This is a genomic window from Streptomyces sp. NPDC039736 (assembly GCF_055596485.1).
This window is the reverse complement of record NZ_JBVIUQ010000002.1, coordinates 374,319-397,696: the sequence shown is the minus strand read 5'-3', so window position 1 is coordinate 397,696 and position 23,378 is coordinate 374,319. Positions and strand designations below refer to the sequence as shown.

Genomic DNA, 23,378 nt, shown 5'->3' with positions numbered 1-23,378 from the left:
GTATTTCCCTTCGTACGGTTGCCGTCATCCTCTCCCATTGCGGGAGGGGGAACGCAAGCCCCGGCGGGTGCGATCCGCTGCGCGCTGAGAGAACACCGCGCGGCGCACCCGCCGGGACCGGCCCGTGCTCCTTACAGCTGCTTCTCGGCGGGGGCGCCCGCAACCGGCCCCACCAGCAGCTCGTCCCCGACGCGCTCGACGCGGACCGTGTCGCCGTCGGTGACCTCGCCGGCCAGGATCTCCTTGGCCAGCCGGTCGCCGATGGCGGTCTGGATGAGGCGGCGCAGCGGCCGGGCGCCGTACGCCGGGTCGTTGCCCTCCTCCGCCAGCCAGGCCAGGGCCTCGGGCGTGACGTCCAGGGTGAGCCGGCGGTCGGCCAGGCGCTTGGCGAGGCGGGCCACCTGGAGCTCGGCGATGTGGGCGAGCTCGTCCTTGTTCAGGGCCGAGAAGACGACCAGGTCGTCGAGGCGGTTCAGGAACTCCGGCTTGAAGGAGGACCGCACAACTTCGAGGACCTGCTGCTTCTTGACCTCCTCGGGGCTCGCCGGGTCCATCAGGTACTGGCTGCCGAGGTTGGAGGTCAGGATCAGGATGGTGTTGCGGAAGTCGACCGTCCGCCCCTGGCCGTCGGTGAGGCGGCCGTCGTCCAGCACCTGGAGCAGGACGTCGAAGACCTCCGGGTGCGCCTTCTCGACCTCGTCCAGCAGCACCACGCTGTACGGGCGCCGCCGCACGGCCTCGGTGAGCTGGCCGCCCTCCTCGTACCCGACGTAGCCGGGCGGCGCGCCGACCAGCCGCGCGACGGAGTGCTTCTCGCCGTACTCGCTCATGTCGATGCGGACCATGGCGCGCTCGTCGTCGAAGAGGAAGTCCGCGAGGGCCTTGGCCAGCTCGGTCTTGCCGACGCCGGTGGGGCCGAGGAAGAGGAAGGAGCCCGTGGGGCGGTCGGGGTCGGCGATGCCGGCCCTGGTGCGGCGGACGGCGTCCGAGACGGCCCGCACGGCCTCGCCCTGGCCGATCAGGCGCTTGCCCAGCTCGGCCTCCATGCGCAGCAGCTTCTGCGTCTCGCCTTCGAGGAGGCGGCCGGCCGGGATGCCGGTCCAGGAGCCGACCACGTCGGCGATGTCGTCCGGGCCGACCTCCTCCTTGACCATGGTGTCGACCTCGCGGACCTCCGCCTCGGCCTCGGCGGCCTCCTCCAGCTCGCGCTCCAGGCCGGGGATCTCCCCGTACAGCAGCTTGGAGGCGGTGTCGAAGTCGCCGTCGCGCTGGGCCCGCTCGGCGGTGCCGCGCAGCTCGTCCAGCTTCTCCTTCAGCTCACCGACCCGGTTGAGGCCCTGCTTCTCCTTCTCCCACCGGGCGTTCAGCCCGCGCAGCTCCTCCTCCCGGTCGGCGAGGTCGCGGCGCAGCTTCTCCAGGCGCTGCACGGAACCGGCGTCGGTCTCGTTCTTGAGCGCCAGCTCCTCCATCTTGAGCCGGTCCACGACGCGCTGGAGCTCGTCGATCTCCACGGGGGAGGAGTCGATCTCCATCCGGAGCCTGGACGCGGCCTCGTCCACCAGGTCGATGGCCTTGTCCGGGAGGAAGCGGGAGGTGATGTACCGGTCGGACAGGGTCGCGGCGGCGACCAGCGAGGAGTCCGCGATCTGCACCTTGTGGTGGGCCTCGTAGCGGCCCTTGAGCCCGCGCAGGATCGCGATGGTGTCCTCGACGGACGGCTCGGCGACCAGCACCTGCTGGAAGCGGCGCTCCAGGGCGGGGTCCTTCTCGATGCGCTCGCGGTACTCGTCGAGCGTGGTCGCGCCGACCATCCGCAGCTCGCCGCGGGCCAGCATGGGCTTGAGCATGTTGCCCGCGTCCATGGCGGAGTCACCGCCCGCGCCGGCCCCCACGACGGTGTGCAGCTCGTCGATGAACGTGATGATCTGGCCGTCGCTCTCCTTGATCTCGGAGAGGACGGTCTTCAGCCGCTCCTCGAACTCGCCCCGGTACTTCGCGCCGGCGACCATCGCCCCGAGGTCCAGCGACACGAGCCGCTTGTTCTTGAGCGACTCGGGCACGTCCCCCTTCACGATGCGCTGCGCCAGCCCCTCGACGACGGCGGTCTTGCCGACGCCGGGCTCACCGATGAGCACGGGGTTGTTCTTCGTACGGCGCGACAGCACCTGCACCACGCGCCGGATCTCCTGGTCGCGGCCGATGACCGGGTCCAGCTTCCCGTCGCGCGCGGCGGCCGTGAAGTCGGTGCCGAACTTCTCCAGGGCCTTGTACTGGCCCTCCGGGTCCGCAGTCGTCACGCGGCGTCCTCCCCTGCTCTTCTCGAAGGCGTCGAGCAGCTTGTCCGCGCTCGCGCCCTGGTCCTTCAGTACGTCGGCGGCCCGGCCGCCCTTGGCGGCGAGCCCGATCAGCAGGTGCTCCGTCGACAGGAACTCGTCCCCGAGCTCCTTGGCGCGCCGCGCGGCGTCGGCGACGACGGCCAGCATGTCGCGGTCGGGCTGCGGCGGCGAGACCGTGGACCCGGTGACGCTGGGCAGGGCGGCGAGCAGCCGCTCGGCACCGGACCACACGGCTGCCTGGTCCGCCTCCACCGCGGCCAGCAGGTCGGTGATGTTCTCGTTGTCCTGGCCCTCCAGCAGGGCGAGCAGCAGGTGCGCGGGGGTCAGATCGGGGTGGCCGTCGGTCACGGCCCGGTCGGTGGCCGCGTTGATCGCGTCCCGGCTCCTGTTGGTCAGCTCGGCTTCCACGTCTGCACTCTCCTCCTGTACGCCCTCACGGCATCGGCAAGCCGCCTTGCACGTGCCTCGCGGCACGACCTCCATGACTCATCCAACGTGCACAAAGTTGAGTCTATTCCACTCAGCTTTACGATGCGTGGCCGGGCCGGGGGTTACTGTGCGCTGCATGGCCATCGACCTGCACGACCCGACCCCGTCGTTCCGCGCCTTCTGGAGCGAGTACCACCTCTGCACCCTCACTACCCTCCGTCGGGACGGCACGCCACACGTGGTGCCGGTAGGGGTGACGTACGACCCCGAACAGGGCGTCGCCCGGGTGATCTGCTCACGCGGCAGCCGCAAGGCGGTCCACGTGCGGGCGGCGGGCGAGGCGGGCGCCCGGGTGGCGGTGTGCCAGGTGGCGGGCGCGAAGTGGTCGACCCTGGAGGGCGTGGCCCGGGTGCGCGACTCCGCCGACGATGTCGCGGACGCGGAACGCCGGTACACGGAGCGCTACGGGCGGCAGCCGCGGGAGAACCCGGAGCGGGTCGTCCTGGAGATCACGGTGACCCGGGGCCTGGGCAACGCGTAGGCGGGGCCGGACGCACGCAGCACAGCGGCGCCCTCGTGTTCAGGTTCACGAGGACGCCGCTGTGTGGGGGAAGCGCCTGGGCGATCTACTGCGACGGGGGAATCGCGTCAGGCACTGCGGGGGGTGGCTGCGGTGGCCCGCTGGGCGGACCGGGAAGAGGCCGTGCGCGCGACGGAGCGGGGGGTGGCGCGCGGGGCGCCCTCCGTCTCGTAGAGCTGGTGGTCTGCCTTCTCGAGGTTCACGAAGATGTTGCCGTAGCGGACTTCGCACCGGATGGGCTGTGGGGCGCCCCGGGGCCGGCGCAGACACCGGTAGGCACGGACTTCCTCGTCCCTCTCGCGGACGACCAGGATCGGATCGCCGAAGAGGGTCACCATCAGCGAGTCACCGGGCTCGGGGAGCGCGGAGACGAGATCGACGAGGTGCCAGCCGCCGCGCATGACGCGGGCCACTTCGCGTCTGAAGGCGGGGTCGTCCGACGGCATGTCAGCCCCAGCCCAGGTCGGTCTTGACGGAGCTGGGGGAGTTTCCTCCGCCTGCGGCCAGGCCCCAGCCCAGGTCCGGCTCTGACATCTGCACGGCACCCCGACCGAGGTCCTCGGGCGATGCGACAGCACCGCTCACGCCAGCACCCACGCCGAGCACAAGTCCCGCAGTAGTAGCGGCGACAAGCACAGAGCGAAGCATTTTCTTACGCATAGTCGGCTTCGTCCTTACTTGATGGCTTCCTCGACCCCGTGATGAAGACGATGGCCCATCCAGGCACGTCAACACCACTGGGCCGATGCATCATGTTCCTGTACGTTCAGGACCCTGGGGGGTGGGCATATGCGTGAAGAGGGTAAGAAATCGGTACATCCGCACAGTGTCAGTGAGCTGTGCGAACCCGGAGCGCAGCTTTACGCCATCGCCCTGCGCACCGGCCGCATAGCGCGCAGCGAGGTGCAACCCGCGCCCTGCCTCATGGATTTCGCCCTGGTCCACCCCGACCCTGACGACGCCAACTGGCTTCTTCCGGTTCCACCGTCGGCCGCACTGGGCCAACTCCTGCACCCCATAGAGAAGGAAATGCAGGACCGCAGGCTGTTGACGGCCCAACTCGCCGACGCATTCGAGCCGTTCATGGCCATCAGCGCGCAGGTCTCCGCGACCACACATTCCATCACGGTTCTCGAAGGCCTCAAGCGCATCAACGACACGCTCGACGTCTCGGCCGCCCAGTGCCAGAAGGAAGTCCTGACGATCCAGCCCGGAGGCGGCCGTCGCGAGAACATCCTGGAACAGGCCCTGAAACGAGGCCAGCCGCTCGTCGACCGCGGCGTCGCGATGCGCACGCTCTACCAGCACACCGTCCGGCACAGCCAGGGCACCCTCGCGTACGCCGAGCGGATGGCCCAGGGCCAGGTGGAGATACGGACCCTGGAAGAGCTGGTCGACCGTCTGATGATCTTCGACCGTTCCGTCGCGTACATCCCCGTCAACGACGACCGCCACGTGGCGCTCGAGATCCGACAACCCGCGCTCGTCGCCTACCTCACGCAGGTCTTCGAACAGTTCTGGAACCACGCGGTGCCCCTGCTGGAACCCGTCGCGTACGACCCCACCCCCGAAGGCATCTCCGGAGTCCAGCGCTCCATCGCCAAACTCCTCATCGAGGGGTACGTGGACGAGGCCATCGCCCGCCGGCTCGGCATGAACGTCCGCACCTGCCGCGCCCACATCGCCAAACTCGCCGCGTCCCTGGGCAGTGGGAGCCGCGCCCAGCTCGGCTATCTGATAGCAAAGTCGAACATCCTCGACCCCTGACCCCACCTGCGCCCCTCCCCCGAACGGAACAGCCTTGCTCCCGGCGATCACCGTCCTGGAAGGACTCGAGTGCATCAACGCCGCCCTTGACGTGGCTTCGGCGGAATGCAGCACAGAGGTACGCACGCTCCAGCCGGGTGGCGCCCGGTCCGAGACCCACCTCACCCAGGCGCTGGAACGGTCCAAACTCTTCGGCCGGCGCCGCATCCGCATGCGCTCCCTCTACCAGCACACCGCCCGCCACAGCTACGGCCTGCACGCCTACCGCGACCGCCTCTCCGGCATCCACCTGGAAATCCGCACCCTCGAAGAACTCGTCCCCCGCCTGATGATCTTCGACCGCACGGTCGCGTACATCCCCGCCGGTCCCGACACCACCAGCGCCCTGGAACTCCGGGACCCCATCCTCATCACCTTCCTGACCGCCGCCTTCGACCACTTCTGGCGACAGGCCGTCCCCCTGGACGACCCGCTCCCCGCCGACGCGGCCGACATCCGCCGCTCCATCGCCCGCCTCCTCGTCGACGGCCTCGTGGACGAGGCCATCGCGCACCGCCTCGGCCTCAACATCCGCACCTGCCGCGCCCACATCGCCAAGCTCGCCGCCTCCCTCGGCGGCACCACCAACCGGGCGCAACTCGGGTACCTCATCGCCACGTCGGGCATTCTCGACCCCTGAGCCGTCGGAAGTCCCCCGCGGCGCGCAACCCCCCGCCCCGCGCCACGGTCTCCAGAGGTGAGCCAGCCAGTCCCCCTCCCGAAGGCCACGGCATGACCGACCCCGCCCCCGCCCCCCTCGACCTCACCGAGCCCCCCGCGCCGTCCCGCCCGCCGCTGGACGACCCGCTCTTCGGCGCGGTCACCGTCACCGTCGAGACGCACACCCGCGTCACCGTGTCCGGCCCCGGGCTCCCCCGTACCGTCCTGATCCGCGTCCCGGGCGACGACGCGCCCGACGCGCACATCGGCATCGGCACCCGCGACGCCGCCGCCCTCGCCCTGACCGTGGACGGCGTCCCCGCCGGCATCGCCCCCGGCAAGGGCCGCCTCCGCCGCTCCACGTACAAGGTGGACGCCACCCACGCGGGCACGCGCTACCGCCTGGTCCCGGCCTCGCTCGGCACCAGCGCCTTCCTCCGCGACAGCACCGTCCTCGGCGAGTTCACCGCCGACGGCGACGCGACGGTCCTCGTGGAGTGGCGCGAGGACGCCGCCCCCCGGCCCGCCGACGCCTCCGTCGGCTACGCCCTCGCGGCGGCGTACGGCACGGGCGGCCAGCCGATGTGGATGACCCTGGTCGACGTGGTCACGGAGCTCATCCCCTGAGCACGCCGAAAGGGGCCCGGGAGCGGTCGCTCCCGGGCCCCTTCCGGCGCGGTCTCAGTCCTGCGGCCGCTTCGGCCGCCACACCACCAGCGCGCTCGTCTGCTGGACGTCCTGGTACGGCACCAGGTCGCGGCGGTACGAGGCGTGCACCTGGGCCTCGCGCTGCTGGAGGGCGGCGGCCGCGCCGTCCACCGCCGCCGAGAGCTCGGCGACGCGGGACTGGAGCGCCGCGACCTGGTTCTCCAGCTCGATGATGCGCTTGATGCCGGCCAGGTTGATGCCCTCGTCCTGCGACAACTGCTGCACCGTGCGCAGCAGTTCGATGTCGCGGGCCGAGTAGCGCCGGCCGCGCCCGGCCGTGCGGTCCGGGGAGACCAGGCCGAGGCGGTCGTACTGACGCAGGGTCTGCGGGTGCAGGCCGGAGAGCTGCGCGGCGACCGAGATGACGTACACCGGTGACTCGTCGGTCAGCTCGTAGGGGTTCCGTCGTCGGCCGTCCATCGCTCTCCTACGCTCCCTTCGCGTCCTGGAACAGTGCGGCCCTCGGGTCGTCGCCCGCGGTGGCCTCACGGTAGTTCTCCAGGGCTTCCCTGGCCTTGTCGTTCAGTTCGGTCGGTACGGCGACCTCGACGGTGACCAGGAGGTCGCCGCGGGTGCCGTCCTTGCGGACCGCGCCCTTGCCGCGGGCCCGCATGGTGCGCCCGTTGGGCGTCCCGGCGGGCAGCTTGAGGGTGACCGGCGGCCCGCCGAGCGTGGGCACCTTCACCTCGCCGCCGAGCGCCGCCTCCGTGAAGGAGACCGGCACCGTGACGGTGAGGTTGTCGCCCTTGCGGCCGAACACCGGGTGGGCGTCGACGTGCACGACGACGTACAGGTCGCCGGCCGGTCCGCCGCGCTCGCCCGGGGTGCCCTTGCCGCGCAGCCGGATGCGCTGCCCGTCGGTGACACCGGCGGGGATGCGCACCTGCATCGTGCGGGAGGACTTGGCCCGGCCCGAGCCCTTGCAGATGTCGCAGGGGGTCTCGGCGATCAGGCCGCGGCCCTTGCAGTCGACGCACGGGTCGGTGAGCGAGAAGCCCCCACCGCCGCCCCGCGAGACCTGGCCGGTGCCGACGCAGGTCGGGCACACCCGGGGCGTGCCGTTCTTGTCGCCGGTGCCGGAACAGGCCTTGCAGGGGGCCTGGGAGGACATCCGCAGCGGGACGGTCGCGCCGTCGACGGCCTCGGTGAAGCTGAGGGTGACCTCGGACTCGATGTCCTGGCCCCGCCGGGGCTGCGTGCGGGTGCCCGCGCCGCCCCGGTTGAAGAGGCCGCCGAACACGTCGCCTATGCCACCGCCGAAGCCGCCCGTCTGGGTGCCGCCGGCCGCGCCGCCGAAGAGGTCGCCCAGATCGAAGTTGAACGAGCCACCCGCCGCCCCGGGGCGGGGGCCGAAGCCCCCGTTGCCGAAGAGGGCGCGTGCCTCGTCGTACTCCTTGCGCTTCTTGGCGTCGCCCAGGACGTCGTTCGCCTCGGAGATCTCCTTGAAGCGCTCCTCGGCCTCGGCGTTGCCCTTGTTGGCGTCGGGGTGGAACTCCCGGGCCAGCTTCCGGTACGCCTTCTTGATCTCGGCCTCGGTGGCGTCCTTGGGGACGCCGAGAACCTTGTAGTAGTCCTTCTCGACGAAGTCCTTCGTGCTCATTTCCCCGACGTCCCTCCTCTCGGATCCAGCAGTGCGGCACTACCCCTTCTCGGGGTCACCGCTCTCCTTCTTGTCGTCGGAGGAGGCTCCCGCCGAGGAGTCCTCCGACTTGTCGGCCGCCGCGCCCGGCTGGGGCTCGGCCACCGCGACCCGTGCGGGCCGGATCGTGCGCTCGCCGATCCGGTAACCCGGCTGCAGGATCGCCACACAGGTCGTCTCGGTGACGTCCGGCGCGTAGCTGTGCATCAGGGCCTCGTGGATGGTCGGGTCGAAGGGCTCGCCCTCCTTGCCGAACTGCTGGAGGCCCATCTTCGCGGCCACCGTCTCCAGGGATTCGGCGACGGACTTGAAGCCGCCGACCAGTTCCCCGTGCTCCCGGGCCCGGCCGATGTCGTCGAGCGTCGGCAGCAGCTCGGTCAGGAGGTTCGCCGCGGCGATCTCCTTGACCGTGACCCGGTCCCGCTCCACCCGGCGACGGTAGTTCTGGTACTCCGCCTGGAGACGCTGGAGGTCGGCCGTGCGCTCGGCGAGCGCCATCTTGGCCTGGTCCAGCTGGGCGGTCAGTGCGACGTCCTTCGCGGCGTTCGCGTCGTCGGCCGGGGCCGCCGAGCCCTCCTCCGAGGAGGGGGTCTCAGCGGCCTTCGGCTCGGCGTCGTCCGCGCCGGGAGAGACGTCGGGCTTCTCCTCGAAGCCCGGAGTCTCCTCCGTCATCAGGCAGCGCCGCCCTTCTTGTCCTTCTCGTCGTCGACGATCTCGGCGTCGACGACGTCGTCGTCACCGTGCGCCTGGCCGGCGCCCGGAGCGGCACCCTCGGCGCCCGGGGCGCCCTGGGCGGCCGCGTCGGCGTACATCGCCTGGCCGAGCTTCTGCGAGACCGCGGCGACCTTCTCGGTGGCGGTGCGGATCTCGGCGGTGTCCTCGCCCTTGAGCTTTTCCTTCAGCTCGGTGACGGCGGTCTCGACCTCGGTCTTGACCTCGCCCGGGACCTTGTCCGCGTTGTCGGTGAGGAACTTCTCCGTCTGGTACACGAGCTGCTCGGCCTGGTTGCGGGTCTCGGCGGCCTCGCGGCGCTTGTGGTCCTCCTCCGCGTACTGCTCGGCCTCCTCGCGCATCCGGTTGACCTCGTCCTTCGGCAGCGAGGAGCCGCCGGTGACGGTCATCTTCTGCTCCTTGCCGGTGCCGAGGTCCTTCGCGGCGACGTGCATGATGCCGTTGGCGTCGATGTCGAAGGCGACCTCGATCTGCGGCACGCCGCGCGGGGCCGGCGGCAGACCGGTCAGCTCGAACATGCCGAGCTTCTTGTTGTACGCCGCGATCTCGCGCTCGCCCTGGTAGACCTGGATCTGCACGGACGGCTGGTTGTCCTCGGCCGTGGTGAAGATCTCGGAGCGCTTCGTCGGAATCGTGGTGTTCCGCTCGATGAGCTTGGTCATGATGCCGCCCTTGGTCTCGATGCCCAGGGACAGCGGGGTCACGTCGAGGAGCAGGACGTCCTTGACCTCGCCCTTGAGGACACCCGCCTGGAGCGAGGCGCCGATGGCGACGACCTCGTCCGGGTTGACGCCCTTGTTGGCCTCGCGGCCGCCGGTGAGCTCCTTGACGAGCTCGGCCACGGCCGGCATGCGGGTCGAGCCGCCGACGAGGACCACGTGGTCGATCTCGGAGAGGGCGATGCCCGCGTCCTTGATGACGTTGTGGAACGGCGTCTTGCAGCGCTCCAGCAGGTCGCTGGTGAGCTGCTGGAACTGCGAGCGCGTGAGCTTCTCGTCCAGGTGCAGCGGGCCCTCGGCGGAGGCCGTGATGTACGGCAGGTTGATCGAGGTCTCCGTGGAGGAGGACAGCTCGATCTTCGCCTTCTCGGCGGCCTCGCGCAGACGCTGCAGGGCCATCTTGTCCTTGGCCAGGTCCACGCCGTGGTTGCCCTGGAACTGCTTCACCAGGTAGTCGACGACGCGCTGGTCCCAGTCGTCACCACCGAGGTGGTTGTCGCCGTTGGTGGCCTTCACCTCGACGACGCCGTCGCCGATCTCCAGCAGCGAGACGTCGAACGTGCCGCCACCGAGGTCGAAGACCAGGATGGTCTGGTCGTCCTTGTCGAGGCCGTACGCGAGAGCGGCGGCGGTCGGCTCGTTGACGATGCGCAGGACGTTGAGGCCCGCGATCTCACCGGCCTCCTTCGTCGCCTGGCGCTCGGAGTCGTTGAAGTACGCCGGGACGGTGATGACCGCGTCGGTCACCTTCTCGCCCAGGTAGGACTCGGCGTCGCGCTTCAGCTTCTGCAGGATGAAGGCGCTCATCTGCTGCGGGTTGAAGGACTTGCCGTCGAGGTCGATCTTCCAGTCCGTGCCCATGTGGCGCTTGACCGAACGGATCGTCCTGTCGACGTTGGTGACCGCCTGACGCTTGGCCACCTCGCCGACGAGCACCTCGCCGTTCTTCGCGAAGGCGACGACGGACGGCGTGGTCCTGGCGCCCTCGGCGTTGGTGATGACGGTGGGCTCGCCGCCTTCGAGAACGCTGACGACGGAGTTAGTCGTGCCCAGGTCGATGCCGACCGCACGTGCCATTTCGGATTCCTCCAGTTACGTACTTGAGTGGATCTGGCTCAAGGATGCATCACTCTCGCGCCCACGTCAACAGACCTGAGTCGCCCCCACTCAACTCTTATGCGGTCCTTACTCGCAATGGCCGAACGGCCTCGCGTTTACGCAGGTCAGCGCGTTGCAGCGGAAGTGAGAAGTGCAGCCGGTCCAGGAACGCGGGTGCCCCACCAGCCCCCGCAGGCGCCCCGCGCCTCCTACCCGAGACCGCACGGCTCACTCACCGCACCCCGTCCAGGGTCACCGGGACCGCCTCCCCCCGCATCCCGACGACACACGCCAGGACCTCCCCCGGGCCCCCGCGCCCGTGCTCACTCGTACGCGTCGTGGACCGGCTCGTACTCCGGCTCGGGGTTCTCCTCGGGGGGCTCCCTGCGGGCCCTCTCCAGTGCGGCGAGCACCGGCTGGTCCTTCCTCACCGCCTCGAACACCCGCCGCGCCTCGGGCTGTTCCAGGTCGAGCCGGTACCAGTGGTCCTGGGCCTGGTGGTGCGGGAGGGTGGTGAAGGTGAGCGCCCCCGGCGGCAGGGCGCGCAGGCTGTCGGCGACCTCGTACAGCTCGCCGAGCGAGTCGAGTCCGGAGTCGGCGGTCAGCGCGGCGGTCGCGGCGTCGAGCACCGGGTAGAGGCGGGCCGGGTTGGAGAGGGTGCCGTTGCCGCGGATCTTGGCGACGAGGCGGTTCACGAAGTCCTGCTGGCGGCTGATCCGGTTGAGGTCGCTGCCGTCGCCGACGTACTTGCGGGCCCGGACGTAGCTGAGCGCGGTCCGCCCCTTCAGCAGGTGCCTGCCCGCGTCGAGGTCGAGGCCGACGTTGGGGTCGTGCTCCGGTTTCTCGAGGTCGACCTCGACGCCGCCCACGGCGTCGACGATCCGGGTGAAGCCCTGGAAGTCGACGATCAGGTGGTGGTCGATCCGGATGCCGGTCAACTTCTCCAGCGTACGGATGGTGCAGGCGGCCCCGCCGAACTGGAAGGCCCAGTTGAACTGGGCGTTCTGCGCCCGGCTGTGACTGCCGTCCGCGCGCGGGCAGCTCGGCACGTCCACCCGCAGGTCCCGGGGCACGCTCAGCACTTCGGCGCGTCTGCGGTCGGCGGCCAGGTGCAGCAGCATCACCGTGTCGCTGCGCCCGCTGCCGGCCTCCTCGCGCCAGTCGGAGCCGAGCAGCAGGATGTTGCGCGCCCTGCCCGGGTGCCGGGCCGGGCGGTCGACGCCGTGCTCGGCGAGCGCGGCCGCGGTCGCCTCGTCGGTCCTGATGTTGCCGTCGATCTTGCGGTACGCCAGCCAGCCCGCGACCCCGGCCAGCCCGAGGAGGAGGGCCAGCCCGGCGCAGACCAACCGGAGCGTGCGGCGGCCCCGGAACCGGGCCCGCCGCGACGGGGCCCCCGGCGCGTTCCCGTCCCCCTGCGCGTCCGCGGCCCGGGGCGTGCTCTCGTCCTTCGGCATATCTGCCACCCCCTCTCAGGCCACCGGCATCAGCTCGGGAACCCGGTGCGCCGCGCACCGGTCGTCCGTGCGGCGCGGTCCCTCCTCGACGGAGACCGCGGGCTGCCGGCCCGGCGCGGTGCGGGCGGGCGCGATGCCGGGTCGGCGGCGGCGCGGGCCGTCGCCGGGCGACGGGATGTGCGCGGCCGTGGCGGACGAACCGGCCGGCCCGGCGGGCGGAGCGGCGGGTGCGAGCGCGGACAGCTCGTCCGGGCCGCCCGGCCCGACCGCCCCGCGGACCTGCGGGCGGACCGTCTTCAGCACACCGTCCACCAGCTCGCCCACGGAGCACAGCGAGCGGGCCCGGGGGCCGAAGGTCTGTACGGTCCCGGCGGCATGCGTGCCGTACACCGTGCGGTACGCCGTCACGGCGGCCCCGGCGAAACGTTTCGCCTCTTCGTGGCGGGAGCGCGGGCCCGACGGATCGACCTCGCCCCGGTACGTCCCGGACTCGGGGCGTGCCCGGGTGTCGCCGTGGCTCCCGGAGGTGGAGACGAGGACGGAGCGGGCGCCCTTCGCGGTCGCCGGGTCCGGGGCGTGCCGCGTGCCGTCGGAGCGGGCCCGCAGGGTCTCCTGCGGGTGGCGGAGGCAGCCGACGGGGCAGCCGACCTCCTCGCAACCCGCGTCGAGCAGCCGTCCACACAGGTGGGAGCCGATGAACCCGGCTCCCCCAGTCACCACGGCACGCATGCCGACCAACACCTCTCCGCGCCTCTTCGATCCGGCCGGGTGACACGGGCGTGGCGTCGACCGCACCGGATGCAGTTCATCGTGGGAGAGTCATTGCCACAAAACCGGCTATTCGCATTAAGCCGGTCAAAGATCCCACGAAAGGGTGCGGCGATGCGGGCACCGTCCGCGAAACGGGCATTCGATCTGACCGGCAGCCTCCTCCTGCTCCTCCTTCTCGCCCCGCTGCTGGGGGCCTGCGCCGCCGCCGTGGCGTTCACCTCCCCCGGCGGCGCCTTCTCCCGGCAGGTCAGGGCGGGACGGGGCGGCGAGCCCTTCGAACTGCTGAAGTTCCGTACGACGCGCGCCTCGACCGCCCCGGGCCGGGCCCGCCCCGCCGTCCTCCACGGCAACGGAGGCCACCTCTTCCCGCTGCGCGCCGACCCGCGCGTCACCCCGGTCGGCCGTGTCCTGCGCCGCTTCGCGCTCGACGAACTCCCGCAGCTCGTCAACGTCGTACGCGGTGAGATGTCCCTGGTGGGCCCGCGCCCGCTGCCGGTGGCGGACTCCGGCCGCACGGGCCTGGCCCCGGGGCGGCTCGGGGTGCGGCCGGGCATCACCGGCCTGTGGCAGGTCAGCGGCCGCTCCGACCTGCCCTGGAACGAGATGGTGCTGCTGGACCTGGAGTACGTCGACCGTCACTGCCTCGGCCTGGACCTGACGATCCTGGCCCGCACGGTCCCCGCCGCGCTGACGGCCCGCGGCGCGCGCTGACGCCCCCCCCCCGGCACCCTCCGCCCGTCCAGCTCCCGCGCCGGCCGCTCCAGGAGCGGCGACGTACGGCTGCCTGCAGTGGGCAAGGACCGCCCGGAAGGCCGGTCGGACTCCCCCGCGCGGCCACGACTGGGGCACCCTCCCCTCGGCGACGGACCCCCGGCCCACTCGTACAGCGCGGCCGTCCGGGCCACCCGCACCGGCTCCGCGTGCCGCTCGGCGAACATCCGGACGCAGGGCGAGGAGGCGGGCGGCGGCCACCCGCAGCGCGGGCCCGGTGGGCTCGGCCCCACCGGTGACCGCGCCGACGCCCTCGGCCCGCACCGCCTCGGCCCCCGAGGACCCGGCGAAGACGGGCACCGGCAGTCCGGCCGCGAGCGTCTCGGCGTACACGGGCAGCGGCCGGGGGAGACCGGCCCGCGCCAGGACGACAGCCCGTGACGCAGCTCCGCGTGGTCGAGTGCGCCCAGGAAGCACACCGAGGCCCCGGGGGGCCGACCGCCGCCCGGCACTCGGCGGCCAGGTCGCCGTCACCGACCACGTCCAGCGGCTCGCCCTCGGGCCACCGCCGAAGCAGCTCCGGCATTCCCCCTCCGCGCCGAGCCGTCCCACGCACACCCAACACTCCCTTCCCGTGCAGGAGTTGACCTGGCGCGCGTCGGCCACGAAGTCCGGTACGAGCGACAGCCGGCCGCCCGGGACGTCCGCCTTCCCGTACGCGCGGCGACTCGGCTCGGAGAGCACGACGAGCGCGCCCGCCCGCGCGAGCAGCGGATCGCCCGCCGCCCGGGGCCCCGGCAGGAATCCTCGCGCAGATCCGCCCAGCGGGTGCAGGCGGCGCGCAGGGCCCGCTCCTGGTCGCGGACGGCCTCGTTCTCACCGCCGGGCGCACCGGAACCGCAGAAGTTGTGCACCAGCGCGATCCGCACCGCTCATCGAGCCCCCCTGCCCGACCGGCCGGGACGGACGCGGGACGGTCCGGACCGGACGGGCGGGGTTGTCGCGCGGGCGGCACCACCACGGCCGGTCCCGTCCACAGCCGACGCGGGGCGCTCACGCGGTCCCCGACGTGACGTACGGACAACGGTCCAGCCGGGCACTGCCCCGGTCGCACGCCCAACGGCAGGTGCGCTCCGGCCCGGCGCGCCGCACGCACGTTTCGCACCGCACGCACGTTCACGGCATTTGCCGGCCTTGGGGCCAATGGCAGCCTTGGAACCAACCACCCACCGACCGCCCCAGCCCTTCCCGAAGCGCGGAAGCACGGAAGCACGGAAGCGCACGGCACCGACCGGAAACCCCCGGTGCGACCTCCCTCACTGAGGGTCGCCTGAGCGACACAGATCACCGGCTCGCTGGATACTGTGCGACGGCATAAGTGGGTAATCTCAGCTCGACTGGATAAGTTACCGCTTAGTAATCAAGAAGCCCGGTGCCGCAGCCGCCCCGGGCACCCCCCTTACCCACCCTCGCAGGCCCGAGGAGCCCCCCAATGCAACTCGCCGCGATCATCGTGTCGCTGGTCCTCATGGCAGTCGGCGCCGCGCTGTTCGGCCGTGCGATCGTCCAGATCTATCGCTTCGTACGGCTCGGACAGCCCGTGCCCGCCGGCACCCGTACCGACTATCCGTGGCAGCGCGCGGTCACCGTGGTCAAGGAGTTCCTCGGCCACACCCGCATGAACAAGTGGGGCGTCGTCGGCGTCGCGCACTGGTTCGTGGCGGTGGGCTTCTTCTCGCTGCTGCTGACGATCGTCAACGCCGTCGGCCAGCTCTTCCAGGCCGACTGGATGCTGCCGGTCATCGGCACGTGGGCTCCGTACAACATGTTCGTGGAGTTCATCGGCACGATGACGATCCTCGGCATCCTCGCGCTGATCGTCATCCGCCAGTTGAGCAAGGCGGACAAGCCGGGCCGCAAGTCCCGCTTCGCGGGCTCCAACGCGGGCCAGGCGTACTTCGTCGAGTCCGTCATCCTGATCGTCGGCATCTGCATCTTCACGCTGCACGCCCTCGAAGGCGCCCAGCACCACGTGGACAGCTACGAGGCGTCCTTCTTCCTCTCGTACCCGCTGCTGGCCTGGTTCCGGGGCATGGACCTCGGCACGCTCCAGCAGCTCACGTACTTCTTCGCGGGCCTGAAGATCGCCACGTCCTTCATCTGGATGATCACGGTCGCGCTGAAGACCGACATGGGTGTCGCCTGGCACCGCTTCCTGGCCTTCCCGAACATCTTCTTCAAGCGCAGGGCCGACGGCGACGTCGCGCTCGGCGCGCTGCTGCCGATGACCACGGGCGGCAAGGAGATCGACTGGGAGGACCCGGCGGAGGACGCCGTCTTCGGCGTCAGCCAGGTCGAGCAGTTCAGCTGGAAGGGCATCCTCGACTTCTCCACCTGCACCGAGTGCGGCCGCTGCCAGTCGCAGTGCCCCGCCTGGAACACGGGCAAGCCGCTCTCCCCCAAGCTCCTGATCATGTCCCTGCGCGACCACGCGCACGCCAAGGCCCCGTACCTGCTGGCCGGCGGCGGCAAGGACATGGAGGGTACGGAGAAGGCCTCGGCCGAGGCCCTGAAGGACGTGCCGGCCGCCGCCCTCGCGGAGGCCGAGCGCCCCCTGATCGGCACCGCCGAGGAGAACGGCGTCATCGACCCCGACGTCCTGTGGTCCTGCACCACCTGCGGCGCCTGCGTCGAGCAGTGCCCGGTGGACATCGAGCACATCGACCACATCGTCGACATGCGCCGCTACCAGGTGATGATCGAGAGCGCGTTCCCGTCCGAGGCGGGCACGATGCTCAAGAACCTGGAGAAGAAGGGCAACCCCTGGGGCCTGGCGAAGAAGCAGCGCCTGGAGTGGCTCAAGGAGCTCGACTTCGAGGTGCCGGTCGTCGGCAAGGACATCGAGGACCTCACCGAGGTCGAGTACCTGTACTGGGTGGGCTGCGCCGGCTCCCTGGAGGACCGCGCCAAGAAGACCACCAAGGCCTTCGCGGAACTCCTCCACATGGCGGGCGTGAAGTTCGCGATCATGGGCGGCGATGAGAAGTGCACGGGTGACTCCGCCCGCCGCCTGGGCAACGAGCCGCTCTTCCAGCAGCTCGGCCAGGAGAACGTGATGGCCCTCAACATGGCCTTCGGCGAGGAGTACGACGACGACGGCAAGGTGACCGAGGACTCCAAGAAGCCCCGCACCGCCAAGAAGATCGTCGCCACCTGCCCGCACTGCCTCAACACGATCGGCAACGAGTACCCGCAGATCGGCGGCGACTACGAGGTCATCCACCACACCCAGTTGCTCCAGCACCTCATCGACGAGGGCAGGCTGACCCCGGTGACCCCGGTCGAGGGCCTCATCACGTACCACGACCCCTGCTACCTGGGCCGTCACAACAAGGTCTACACGCCGCCGCGCGAGATCATGTCCGCCGTCCCCGGCCTGCGCCAGCAGGAGATGCACCGCCACAAGGAGCGCGGTTTCTGCTGCGGCGCCGGCGGTGCGCGGATGTGGATGGAGGAGCGGATCGGCAAGCGGATCAACAACGAGCGCGTGGACGAGGCACTGTCCCTCAACCCGGACATCGTGTCCACGGCCTGCCCGTTCTGCCTGGTCATGCTGACCGACTCGGTCAACGGCAAGAAGAACGACGGCAAGGCCAAGGAGTCCGTGACGGTCGTCGATGTGGCGCAGCTCCTGCTCGAATCGGTCAGGACGCCGGCCGACCCGGCCGGCTCCGACGAGCCGGCGGACGCTCCGGAGCCCGAACCGGTGAAGTAGTCCGTACGTCCGTGTGAGCGGCCGGTTCCGCCCGAGTGGCGGAACCGGCCGCTCTGTGCTGCGCGGGGGGCGTACGCCGTCCCCGACGTCCCGCGTCCCTTCCCAGATCGCACCGGCCGCCGCCCCCTCGGCCGCCCTCCACCCCCTCCGGCGGACCCCCCGGGGTTCCCCTAGGGGATGTCACAGCTCGGCGGCAAAGGCCCCCGTATTCGCCACCGCCCGTCCCCGGCCGTATCCGGAGCGGGTACGTTCGTCGGCGTGGCTGGATTCAGGATCGGACGCGGCCGGGACAACCGCACGCAGCAGCAACCGCAGCGGCAACAACCGCAGGCGCAGCCGTACGGAGGGCAGCAGGCACCGCCTCACCCCCCGTACGGCGGTCAGCAGTGGCCGCAGAACCCCGGTTACGGGCACGGGGACCCACGGGGCAACGGCGGCTACGGAGGCGGCGGCCCCGACGAGCCGGAGTACTTCGGCGACCCGCAGGGCGGTTACGACCCCCGCGGCAACGCCCCCTACGACCCGTACGCGCCGGGCGGCGGCCCCGCCCCGTACCCGGCGGGCCCCCACGACCCGTACGCCGCGAACAACCCGGGCCACACCCAGGCCTTCAGCATCAACGAGGACCCCTACGGCGGCGGCGACACCTACCGGGCCGGCAACGCCCCGCCCCCGCCGGTCGGCCCGCGCCTGCACTGGAAGGAGCTGCTCTCGGGCATCGTGCTGCGCCCGGGCGCGACCTTCTGGCAGATGCGCGACCACCAGGTCTGGGCGCCGGCCCTGATCGTGACGTTCCTCTACGGGATGCTCGCGGTCTTCGGCTTCGACAAGGCCCGCGAGGACACGATCAACGCGACCTTCTCCAGTGCCGTGCCGTACGTCCTGATCACCGCGGTGGCGATGACGCTGTGCGGCCTGATCCTGGGCGCGGTGACGCACACGGTGGCCCGCCAGCTCGGCGGCGACGGCTCCTGGCAGCCGACGATCGGCCTCTCGCTGCTGATCATGTCGATCACGGACGCCCCGCGCCTGCTGCTCGCCGTGTTCCTGGGTGGCGACAACGGCCTGGTGCAGATCATCGGCTGGGCCACCTGGCTGGCCGCCGGCGCGCTCTTCACCTCGATGGTCAGCAAGTCCCACGACCTCCCCTGGCCGAAGGCCCTGGGCGCCTCGGCGATCCAGTTGGTGGCGCTGCTGTCCCTGATCAAGCTGGGCACGCTCTGACACGTACCCGCACACGGAGGGCCCGGGGCGATGTCATCGCCCCGGGCCCTCCGCCGTACCGCGCTTGCGCGCGCCTGTGCTGACGCCTCTCCGCTGACGCGCCTCCGCTTACGCGTCGAGAACCTGCCCGGCACGCCGCACGACGGGCTTCTCCACGGACCACGGGAAATTGATCCACTCGTCGGTCCGCTTCCACACGTACTCGCACTTCACCAGCGAATGCGACTTCTCGTAGATGACCGCACTGCGCACCTCCGCCACGTGCTCCAGGCAGAAGTCGTGGACCAGCTTCAGCGTCTTTCCGGTGTCCGCCACGTCATCAGCGATCAGCACCTTCTTGTTGCTGAAGTCGATGACATTCGGCACGGGCGCCAGCATGACCGGCATTTCCAGGGTCGTGCCGACCCCGGTGTAGAACTCCACGTTCACCAGGTGAATGTTCTTGACGTCGAGCGCGTACGCGAGCCCACCCGCCACGAACACCCCACCGCGCGCGATGCTCAGCACGATGTCGGGCTCGTACCCGTCATCGGCGATCGTCTGCGCCAGCTCGCGCACCGCGTGCCCGAAGCCCTCGTAGGTCAGATTCTCTCGTACGTCACTCATACCGGCTATCACACCTGCGTCCGATGGAAATTGAGGAAGGACCGCGAGGCCGTGGGCCCGCGCTGCCCCTGATAACGGGACCCGTACCGCTCGGACCCATAGGGAAACTCAGCCGAGGAGCTCAACTGGAACAAACACAGTTGACCGATTTTCATTCCCGGCCACAACTTGATGGGCAGCGTCGCCAGATTCGACAACTCCAACGTCACATGCCCGGAAAAACCAGGGTCGATAAACCCTGCGGTCGAATGCGTCACCAGCCCCAGCCGCCCCAGCGAGCTCTTGCCCTCCAGCCTCGAAGCGAGATCGTCCGGCAGGGTGATCGTCTCGTAGGTCGAAGCGAGCACGAACTCACCCGGATGCAGGATGAACGCCTCGTCCCCCTCAGGTTCCACCAGCCGCGTCAGATCCGCCTGCTCGACAGCGGGATCGATGTGCGGATACCGATGGTTCTCGAACACCCGGAAGTAACGGTCCAGCCGGACGTCGACACTCGACGGCTGCACCATGGATGCGTCGAACGGATCAATACGTACGCGTCCGGCATCGATCTCGGCCCGGATGTCCTTGTCTGAGAGAAGCACCCACCGAGGATACGCAGAGCGCGCGGGCCCGCCCCAATCGGACAACCCCACGCGCTCGCACGACTACAACCCGCAGCTACTGCCCTACTTCTCCCCGGCCACCGGCACGGCGTGCCGCAACCGCGCACACCGAGGACATCTCACGAGCCTCCCGGGCCCGATCCGCCCCTCACCGAGCTGCCGCAACGGGAACGAAGAGGTGCTGAACACGTGCCCCTCGGCACAGCGGACGACGGTGCGATCCATCAAGTCCCTTCCCCAAACCACGCGTGGACGAAGCTGCCACATTAGGGGATATACAGGACCCCCCACCAAGCGGCACTCCGCACCTCGTCCCCCCACCTCTGGACACCGGGAGCCCGACATGGGGTACAGTGTCCGACGATGCGGCAGCAGCTCAACGGCCGTTTTCGCGGGTGTAGTTTAATGGTAGAACATGAGCTTCCCAAGCTCAGAGCGCGAGTTCGATTCTCGTCACCCGCTCCACGAATCACACACGAAAGCCCCAGGCCAGCGGCCCGGGGCTTTGTTGTTGTGCAGGCTTCCCCTCGCACCTCGCGCCAGTTCCGGGGCGTGCGCTCGCGGGGGTCCGCTGTCGGTGGCCACCCATATGCTCTCGCCATGAGTGATGTCGACGCAGCGATCACCATCGCAAGCGGCAGAGCATGGTCGTTCCTGGTCGCCGGCGAGGAGCGCCAGTTCCAGGGGAACGCCGGCTATGAGGATGTGGCGGAGGAGTCCTACAGCTACGACTCGACCGTCGGAAATCATCTGCGAGTTGCAGTCGGCGACCTGGTGGTGGTGAGGAACAGCTTCGAAGCCCTTGGCGTGGCGTACGTCGAGAAGCTGGATGTGACACCCGACCAGGAGAAACTCCGCCGAAGGTGCCCGAGTTGCAGGAGCACGGGCTTCAAGGAACGCGTCACGGAAGCGCCCCGTTTTCGGTGCAGTCCCTGCGGAAGCGTCTTCCCTGATCCGACGGTGGAGGTGATACCGGTGAGCACCTACCGGGCCCACTACGGCGGAACTTGGCAGCCGCTTGAGGGTTGCCTGAACAAGGCTCAACTGGCAGAACTCAGCCTCAGCAAGTCCGACCAGCAGTCGATCAAGGCCCTGGACCGCGAACGTACGCTCGCCGCCGTCGCCGCCCGCGGGATCCGCCTTCCGGGCAAAGGGCATGCCCCACGGGCAGGCCGCCGACATCCCCTGGAGCTCCCCGGCGGGAGGCGGCGGACGACGATAGCGGCTCGGCGCGGACAGGACGCCTTCCGCAGAGCGCTGGTTGCTCGCTACGGCATGATCTGCGCCGCAACAGGGCCGGCGCCGGCCGAGGTGCTGGAGGCTGCCCACATCCGACCCTTCGCCAAGACCGAGCGCCACCGCGTCGAGGAAGGGCTGTTGCTGCGTGCCGACATCCACCGCCTCTTCGACAGCGGACTGCTGGCCATCAGCCGCGACCTGAGGCTGCACACCGCCCCGAGTCTGCGTGGCCACCTCAAGTACAGCGAGCTGGAGGGCGCGCCTCTGCACATCCCGACGGACTGCGTCCTGGACCTTGACGTCGTCGACGAGCACCATTCGACCGTCACGGCCACGTGGTGAGCTTGCGCGCATACTCCAGTATGCTCGCTGTATGTCTTCGACGACGCGGATCACTGTCACCCTGCCCAGCGACCAGGTGGCCGAGCTCCGCAAGCTCACGGACAACATCTCCGGGTACGTGGCGGAAGCAGTGGCCCGCCAGATCCGGCACCAGCTGCTCGGTGATGACTTGCGACGCCATGAAGAAGAGCACGGCAGCTTCACCGAGGAGGAACTTGCCGAGGCTCACTCGAAGATCTTTGGCGGCGCCGGCACCGACGAGCGATCGAGTGTCGCATGACGGAGCGCGTCGAAACCGTCGTCCTGGACTCCGAAGGACTATCGGCCTGGATCGCGCAGGAACGGAAGGTTCTCGCGATGCTGCGGGTGTTCCACGACATGGGCGCCGACCTGGTCGTAGGGGCGAACACGATCGTGGAAGTCAGTCACGCGCGCACGAACATGCCACGCCTCAGCTGGTCGCTTTCGCGGGTCCAGGTGGAACCGGTCACCGAGCAGGCGGCCAAGGCCGCAGCCGAACTCCTGAAGGACAGCGGGCTGCACGGCCACAAGTACGCCGTCGACGCCACCGTGGCGGAGGTGGCCCTGCGGCAGCCGGGGCCGGTCGCGCTTCTCACCTCCGATGCCGACGACATGATGAAGTTGTGCGGCGGTCGCGTCCGCATCGTCTCCCTCTGAACCATCAGAAACCTCGACTGGGGTACCTCCGCCAACACCTCGGGGCCGAATTCGGCCGGTTCGTGGCTTCACAGCCGGGCCGAGGGGCGGGACGCTCTCCGCAACCACCGCAGCAGTGGCAGGGGACTCGTTTGAGGGGGGCGGCATGGCGAAGTGCGGTGCGCGCACCAAGGCCGGCGGTCGTTGTCAGCGGAAAGTCGTGACGGGCACTTCCCGTTGCCCCGTGCACCAGGGTGCATGGTCGGCATACGGCGTGGCCCAGCGCAAGGAGAAGGAGGCGCAGGCGAAGAAGCGCGGGATACGGAAGAAGCGCTAGTGTCGGCGCGAGCGTCTTGAGAAGTCGCACCCGCGCGGGGCATGTACACAGGGCCGTGCCACAACGTGCCAGTAGGGGCGGTAAGCAGCGGTCACCAGGGGCTTCACCGGAGCTGTACGCGAACACCCCCAGGTGGCCACCGCCCCAGGTCAGAGGCCATTCATGGGCTGAAGTGCGGGGTGATTCCCAGGCTCAGAGCGCGAGTTCGATTCTTGTCACCCGCTCCACGAATCACACATGAAAGCCCCAAGCCACCGGCCCGGGGCTTTGTTGTTGTTCCGCGCCAGGTGGATGTTGCAGGCGGCCAGGGTCCGTGGCCTGGGATTCTGGCCTGCTGGTGTGGGCTCGGTTGCTGAGGGCGTCGGCGAGAGGTTGGAGGTAGCGGGTGGCTCAGTCGCCGTCGGAGGGGCGGGTGGCGCTGTCGGGGATTGCCCAGCCGGTCGGCGCGAGGGGTTTCTCGGCGGCCGGGCCGACCACTTCGGCTCAGGGCGAGAACAGTCTGACGTGCGCCCATTTCCGTACCGCTGTCGCCGTCGTGGCGGCCATGGCCGAGGTGGGCATCGACATCTCGCGGCAGGTCCCGGAGGTCCTCATCGTCGAGGCGGTGGCGGAGTCGGGCGTCTGCATCAGCTTGGGTTGCGGCGACACCTGGCCCGTCTTTTCCGGCAAGCGTTGCCTGGACTGGCAGCTCGAAGGGCCCGAGGGGCAGGGCGTCGAGGCTGTCCGTTCCGTCTGTGACGAGAGCTGGGTCCTGGTCGGGGCTGATCGGTGAGGTCGCGCCGGAGCCGGTCGGGTGAGCGGATGTGCCCGCTGTGTGGCGGGGAGGGGTGGGTGCGGTCCTGAGGGGCAGGAGAGGTCTGTCGTGTGCGGGTGGCCCTCGGCGTGCGCGGGTCGTGGGTGCGGTGGACGATCGGGGGAGGGCCGGTCGTGGTCCGTCGGTGGTGTGGTGG

The 23,378-nt window shown here is 70.1% G+C and carries 22 protein-coding genes, 1 tRNA gene and 1 pseudogene; 13 read left to right on the top strand and 11 right to left on the bottom strand.

Features of this window, described 5'->3' with window-relative positions; translation table 11 throughout:
• Window positions 1–131 precede the first annotated feature (131 nt).
• A complete protein-coding gene (gene clpB / locus ACZ56L_RS06730; RefSeq protein ID WP_471062270.1) occupies window positions 132–2,744 on the bottom strand; it encodes an ATP-dependent chaperone ClpB in 2,613 nt (870 codons plus the stop codon).
• Between the two features lie 157 nt (window positions 2,745–2,901).
• Here clpB and ACZ56L_RS06725 point away from each other — a divergent pair, with 157 nt between their 5' ends.
• Window positions 2,902–3,306, top strand: a complete 405-nt coding sequence (locus tag ACZ56L_RS06725) for a pyridoxamine 5'-phosphate oxidase family protein (protein WP_471062268.1) — start codon at window positions 2,902–2,904, stop codon at window positions 3,304–3,306.
• A 107-nt stretch (window positions 3,307–3,413) separates the two neighbouring features.
• Here ACZ56L_RS06725 and ACZ56L_RS06720 read toward each other — a convergent pair whose 3' ends face one another.
• A complete protein-coding gene (locus tag ACZ56L_RS06720) occupies window positions 3,414–3,791 on the bottom strand; it encodes a (2Fe-2S)-binding protein (protein WP_345221239.1) in 378 nt (125 codons plus the stop codon).
• A 478-nt stretch (window positions 3,792–4,269) separates the two neighbouring features.
• Between ACZ56L_RS06720 and ACZ56L_RS06715 the strand changes: the two genes are divergently transcribed.
• From ACZ56L_RS06715 to ACZ56L_RS06705, 3 genes are all read left to right on the top strand, one after another.
• Window positions 4,270–5,112, top strand: coding sequence for a helix-turn-helix transcriptional regulator (locus ACZ56L_RS06715; protein ID WP_380836720.1), 843 nt, complete (start codon window positions 4,270–4,272; stop codon window positions 5,110–5,112).
• A gap of 34 nt (window positions 5,113–5,146) precedes the next feature.
• Window positions 5,147–5,791, top strand: a complete 645-nt coding sequence (locus ACZ56L_RS06710) for a helix-turn-helix transcriptional regulator (RefSeq protein ID WP_471062266.1) — start codon at window positions 5,147–5,149, stop codon at window positions 5,789–5,791.
• A gap of 92 nt (window positions 5,792–5,883) precedes the next feature.
• Window positions 5,884–6,438: a hypothetical protein gene (locus ACZ56L_RS06705; RefSeq protein ID WP_471062264.1), complete on the top strand. Its 555-nt coding sequence runs from the start codon at window positions 5,884–5,886 to the stop codon at window positions 6,436–6,438.
• A gap of 54 nt (window positions 6,439–6,492) precedes the next feature.
• Here the strand turns inward: ACZ56L_RS06705 and ACZ56L_RS06700 are convergent, their stop codons facing one another.
• The 6 genes from ACZ56L_RS06700 to ACZ56L_RS06675 form a co-directional block, all read right to left on the bottom strand.
• Window positions 6,493–6,939 (bottom strand): heat shock protein transcriptional repressor HspR, encoded by a 447-nt coding sequence (locus ACZ56L_RS06700; protein WP_345221235.1) that lies wholly within the window; start codon window positions 6,937–6,939, stop codon window positions 6,493–6,495.
• Between the two features lie 7 nt (window positions 6,940–6,946).
• Entirely contained in the window at window positions 6,947–8,119 is a 1,173-nt protein-coding gene (dnaJ, locus tag ACZ56L_RS06695) for a molecular chaperone DnaJ (RefSeq protein ID WP_345221234.1), read from the bottom strand.
• Between the two features lie 39 nt (window positions 8,120–8,158).
• Window positions 8,159–8,830, bottom strand: a complete 672-nt coding sequence (grpE, locus tag ACZ56L_RS06690; protein ID WP_471062261.1) for a nucleotide exchange factor GrpE — start codon at window positions 8,828–8,830, stop codon at window positions 8,159–8,161.
• On the bottom strand, window positions 8,830–10,686 hold the full coding sequence (dnaK, locus tag ACZ56L_RS06685) for a molecular chaperone DnaK (RefSeq protein ID WP_345221232.1): 1,857 nt from the start codon (window positions 10,684–10,686) through the stop codon (window positions 8,830–8,832). Before dnaK ends, grpE begins: the two co-directional genes overlap by 1 nt.
• 344 nt (window positions 10,687–11,030) lie before the next feature.
• Window positions 11,031–12,161: an LCP family protein gene (locus ACZ56L_RS06680; RefSeq protein ID WP_468691959.1), complete on the bottom strand. Its 1,131-nt coding sequence runs from the start codon at window positions 12,159–12,161 to the stop codon at window positions 11,031–11,033.
• 15 nt (window positions 12,162–12,176) lie between these two features.
• Window positions 12,177–12,890, bottom strand: coding sequence for an NAD-dependent epimerase/dehydratase family protein (locus ACZ56L_RS06675; protein ID WP_471062258.1), 714 nt, complete (start codon window positions 12,888–12,890; stop codon window positions 12,177–12,179).
• 153 nt (window positions 12,891–13,043) lie between these two features.
• Between ACZ56L_RS06675 and ACZ56L_RS06670 the strand changes: the two genes are divergently transcribed.
• The 4 genes from ACZ56L_RS06670 to ACZ56L_RS06655 all read left to right on the top strand — a co-directional run bounded on the left by ACZ56L_RS06670 (window position 13,044) and on the right by ACZ56L_RS06655 (window position 18,642).
• Window positions 13,044–13,643, top strand: coding sequence for a sugar transferase (locus ACZ56L_RS06670; RefSeq protein ID WP_471062256.1), 600 nt, complete (start codon window positions 13,044–13,046; stop codon window positions 13,641–13,643).
• 78 nt (window positions 13,644–13,721) lie between these two features.
• Window positions 13,722–14,084, top strand: coding sequence for a hypothetical protein (locus tag ACZ56L_RS06665; RefSeq protein ID WP_471062254.1), 363 nt, complete (start codon window positions 13,722–13,724; stop codon window positions 14,082–14,084).
• 1,051 nt (window positions 14,085–15,135) lie between these two features.
• Window positions 15,136–17,418, top strand: a complete 2,283-nt coding sequence (locus tag ACZ56L_RS06660) for a (Fe-S)-binding protein (protein WP_471062252.1) — start codon at window positions 15,136–15,138, stop codon at window positions 17,416–17,418.
• A gap of 258 nt (window positions 17,419–17,676) precedes the next feature.
• Window positions 17,677–18,642 carry a Yip1 family protein gene (locus ACZ56L_RS06655; protein WP_345221225.1) on the top strand — a complete coding sequence of 322 codons (966 nt, stop codon included), beginning with the start codon at window positions 17,677–17,679 and terminating at the stop codon, window positions 18,640–18,642.
• A 108-nt stretch (window positions 18,643–18,750) separates the two neighbouring features.
• On the opposite strand, the gene ACZ56L_RS06650 is transcribed toward ACZ56L_RS06655, so the two are convergent.
• The 3 genes from ACZ56L_RS06650 to ACZ56L_RS06640 all read right to left on the bottom strand — a co-directional run bounded on the left by ACZ56L_RS06650 (window position 18,751) and on the right by ACZ56L_RS06640 (window position 20,120).
• Window positions 18,751–19,248, bottom strand: coding sequence for a phosphoribosyltransferase (locus ACZ56L_RS06650; RefSeq protein WP_345221223.1), 498 nt, complete (start codon window positions 19,246–19,248; stop codon window positions 18,751–18,753).
• 8 nt (window positions 19,249–19,256) lie between these two features.
• Complete coding sequence (gene dcd / locus ACZ56L_RS06645) at window positions 19,257–19,832, bottom strand: dCTP deaminase (protein WP_345221221.1); 576 nt, start codon at window positions 19,830–19,832, stop codon at window positions 19,257–19,259.
• 84 nt (window positions 19,833–19,916) lie between these two features.
• A complete protein-coding gene (locus ACZ56L_RS06640; RefSeq protein ID WP_229897511.1) occupies window positions 19,917–20,120 on the bottom strand; it encodes a hypothetical protein in 204 nt (67 codons plus the stop codon).
• A 124-nt stretch (window positions 20,121–20,244) separates the two neighbouring features.
• On the opposite strand from ACZ56L_RS06640, the gene ACZ56L_RS06635 reads away from it, so the two are divergent.
• The 5 genes and pseudogenes from ACZ56L_RS06635 to ACZ56L_RS06615 all read left to right on the top strand — a co-directional run bounded on the left by ACZ56L_RS06635 (window position 20,245) and on the right by ACZ56L_RS06615 (window position 23,225).
• Window positions 20,245–20,318, top strand: a tRNA-Gly gene (locus ACZ56L_RS06635).
• 135 nt (window positions 20,319–20,453) lie between these two features.
• Window positions 20,454–21,434: an HNH endonuclease gene (locus ACZ56L_RS06630; protein WP_471062248.1), complete on the top strand. Its 981-nt coding sequence runs from the start codon at window positions 20,454–20,456 to the stop codon at window positions 21,432–21,434.
• 31 nt (window positions 21,435–21,465) lie between these two features.
• The gene (locus tag ACZ56L_RS06625; RefSeq protein WP_471062246.1) at window positions 21,466–21,714 is read left to right on the top strand and encodes a type II toxin-antitoxin system CcdA family antitoxin; all 249 of its coding nucleotides are present in this window, start codon (window positions 21,466–21,468) and stop codon (window positions 21,712–21,714) included.
• On the top strand, window positions 21,711–22,112 hold the full coding sequence (locus ACZ56L_RS06620) for a DNA-binding protein (RefSeq protein WP_471062244.1): 402 nt from the start codon (window positions 21,711–21,713) through the stop codon (window positions 22,110–22,112). The genes ACZ56L_RS06625 and ACZ56L_RS06620 overlap by 4 nt, the downstream gene beginning before the upstream one ends.
• 728 nt (window positions 22,113–22,840) lie before the next feature.
• Window positions 22,841–23,225, top strand: a pseudogene (locus ACZ56L_RS06615) (hypothetical protein).
• The last annotated feature ends 153 nt before the right edge of the window (window positions 23,226–23,378 follow it).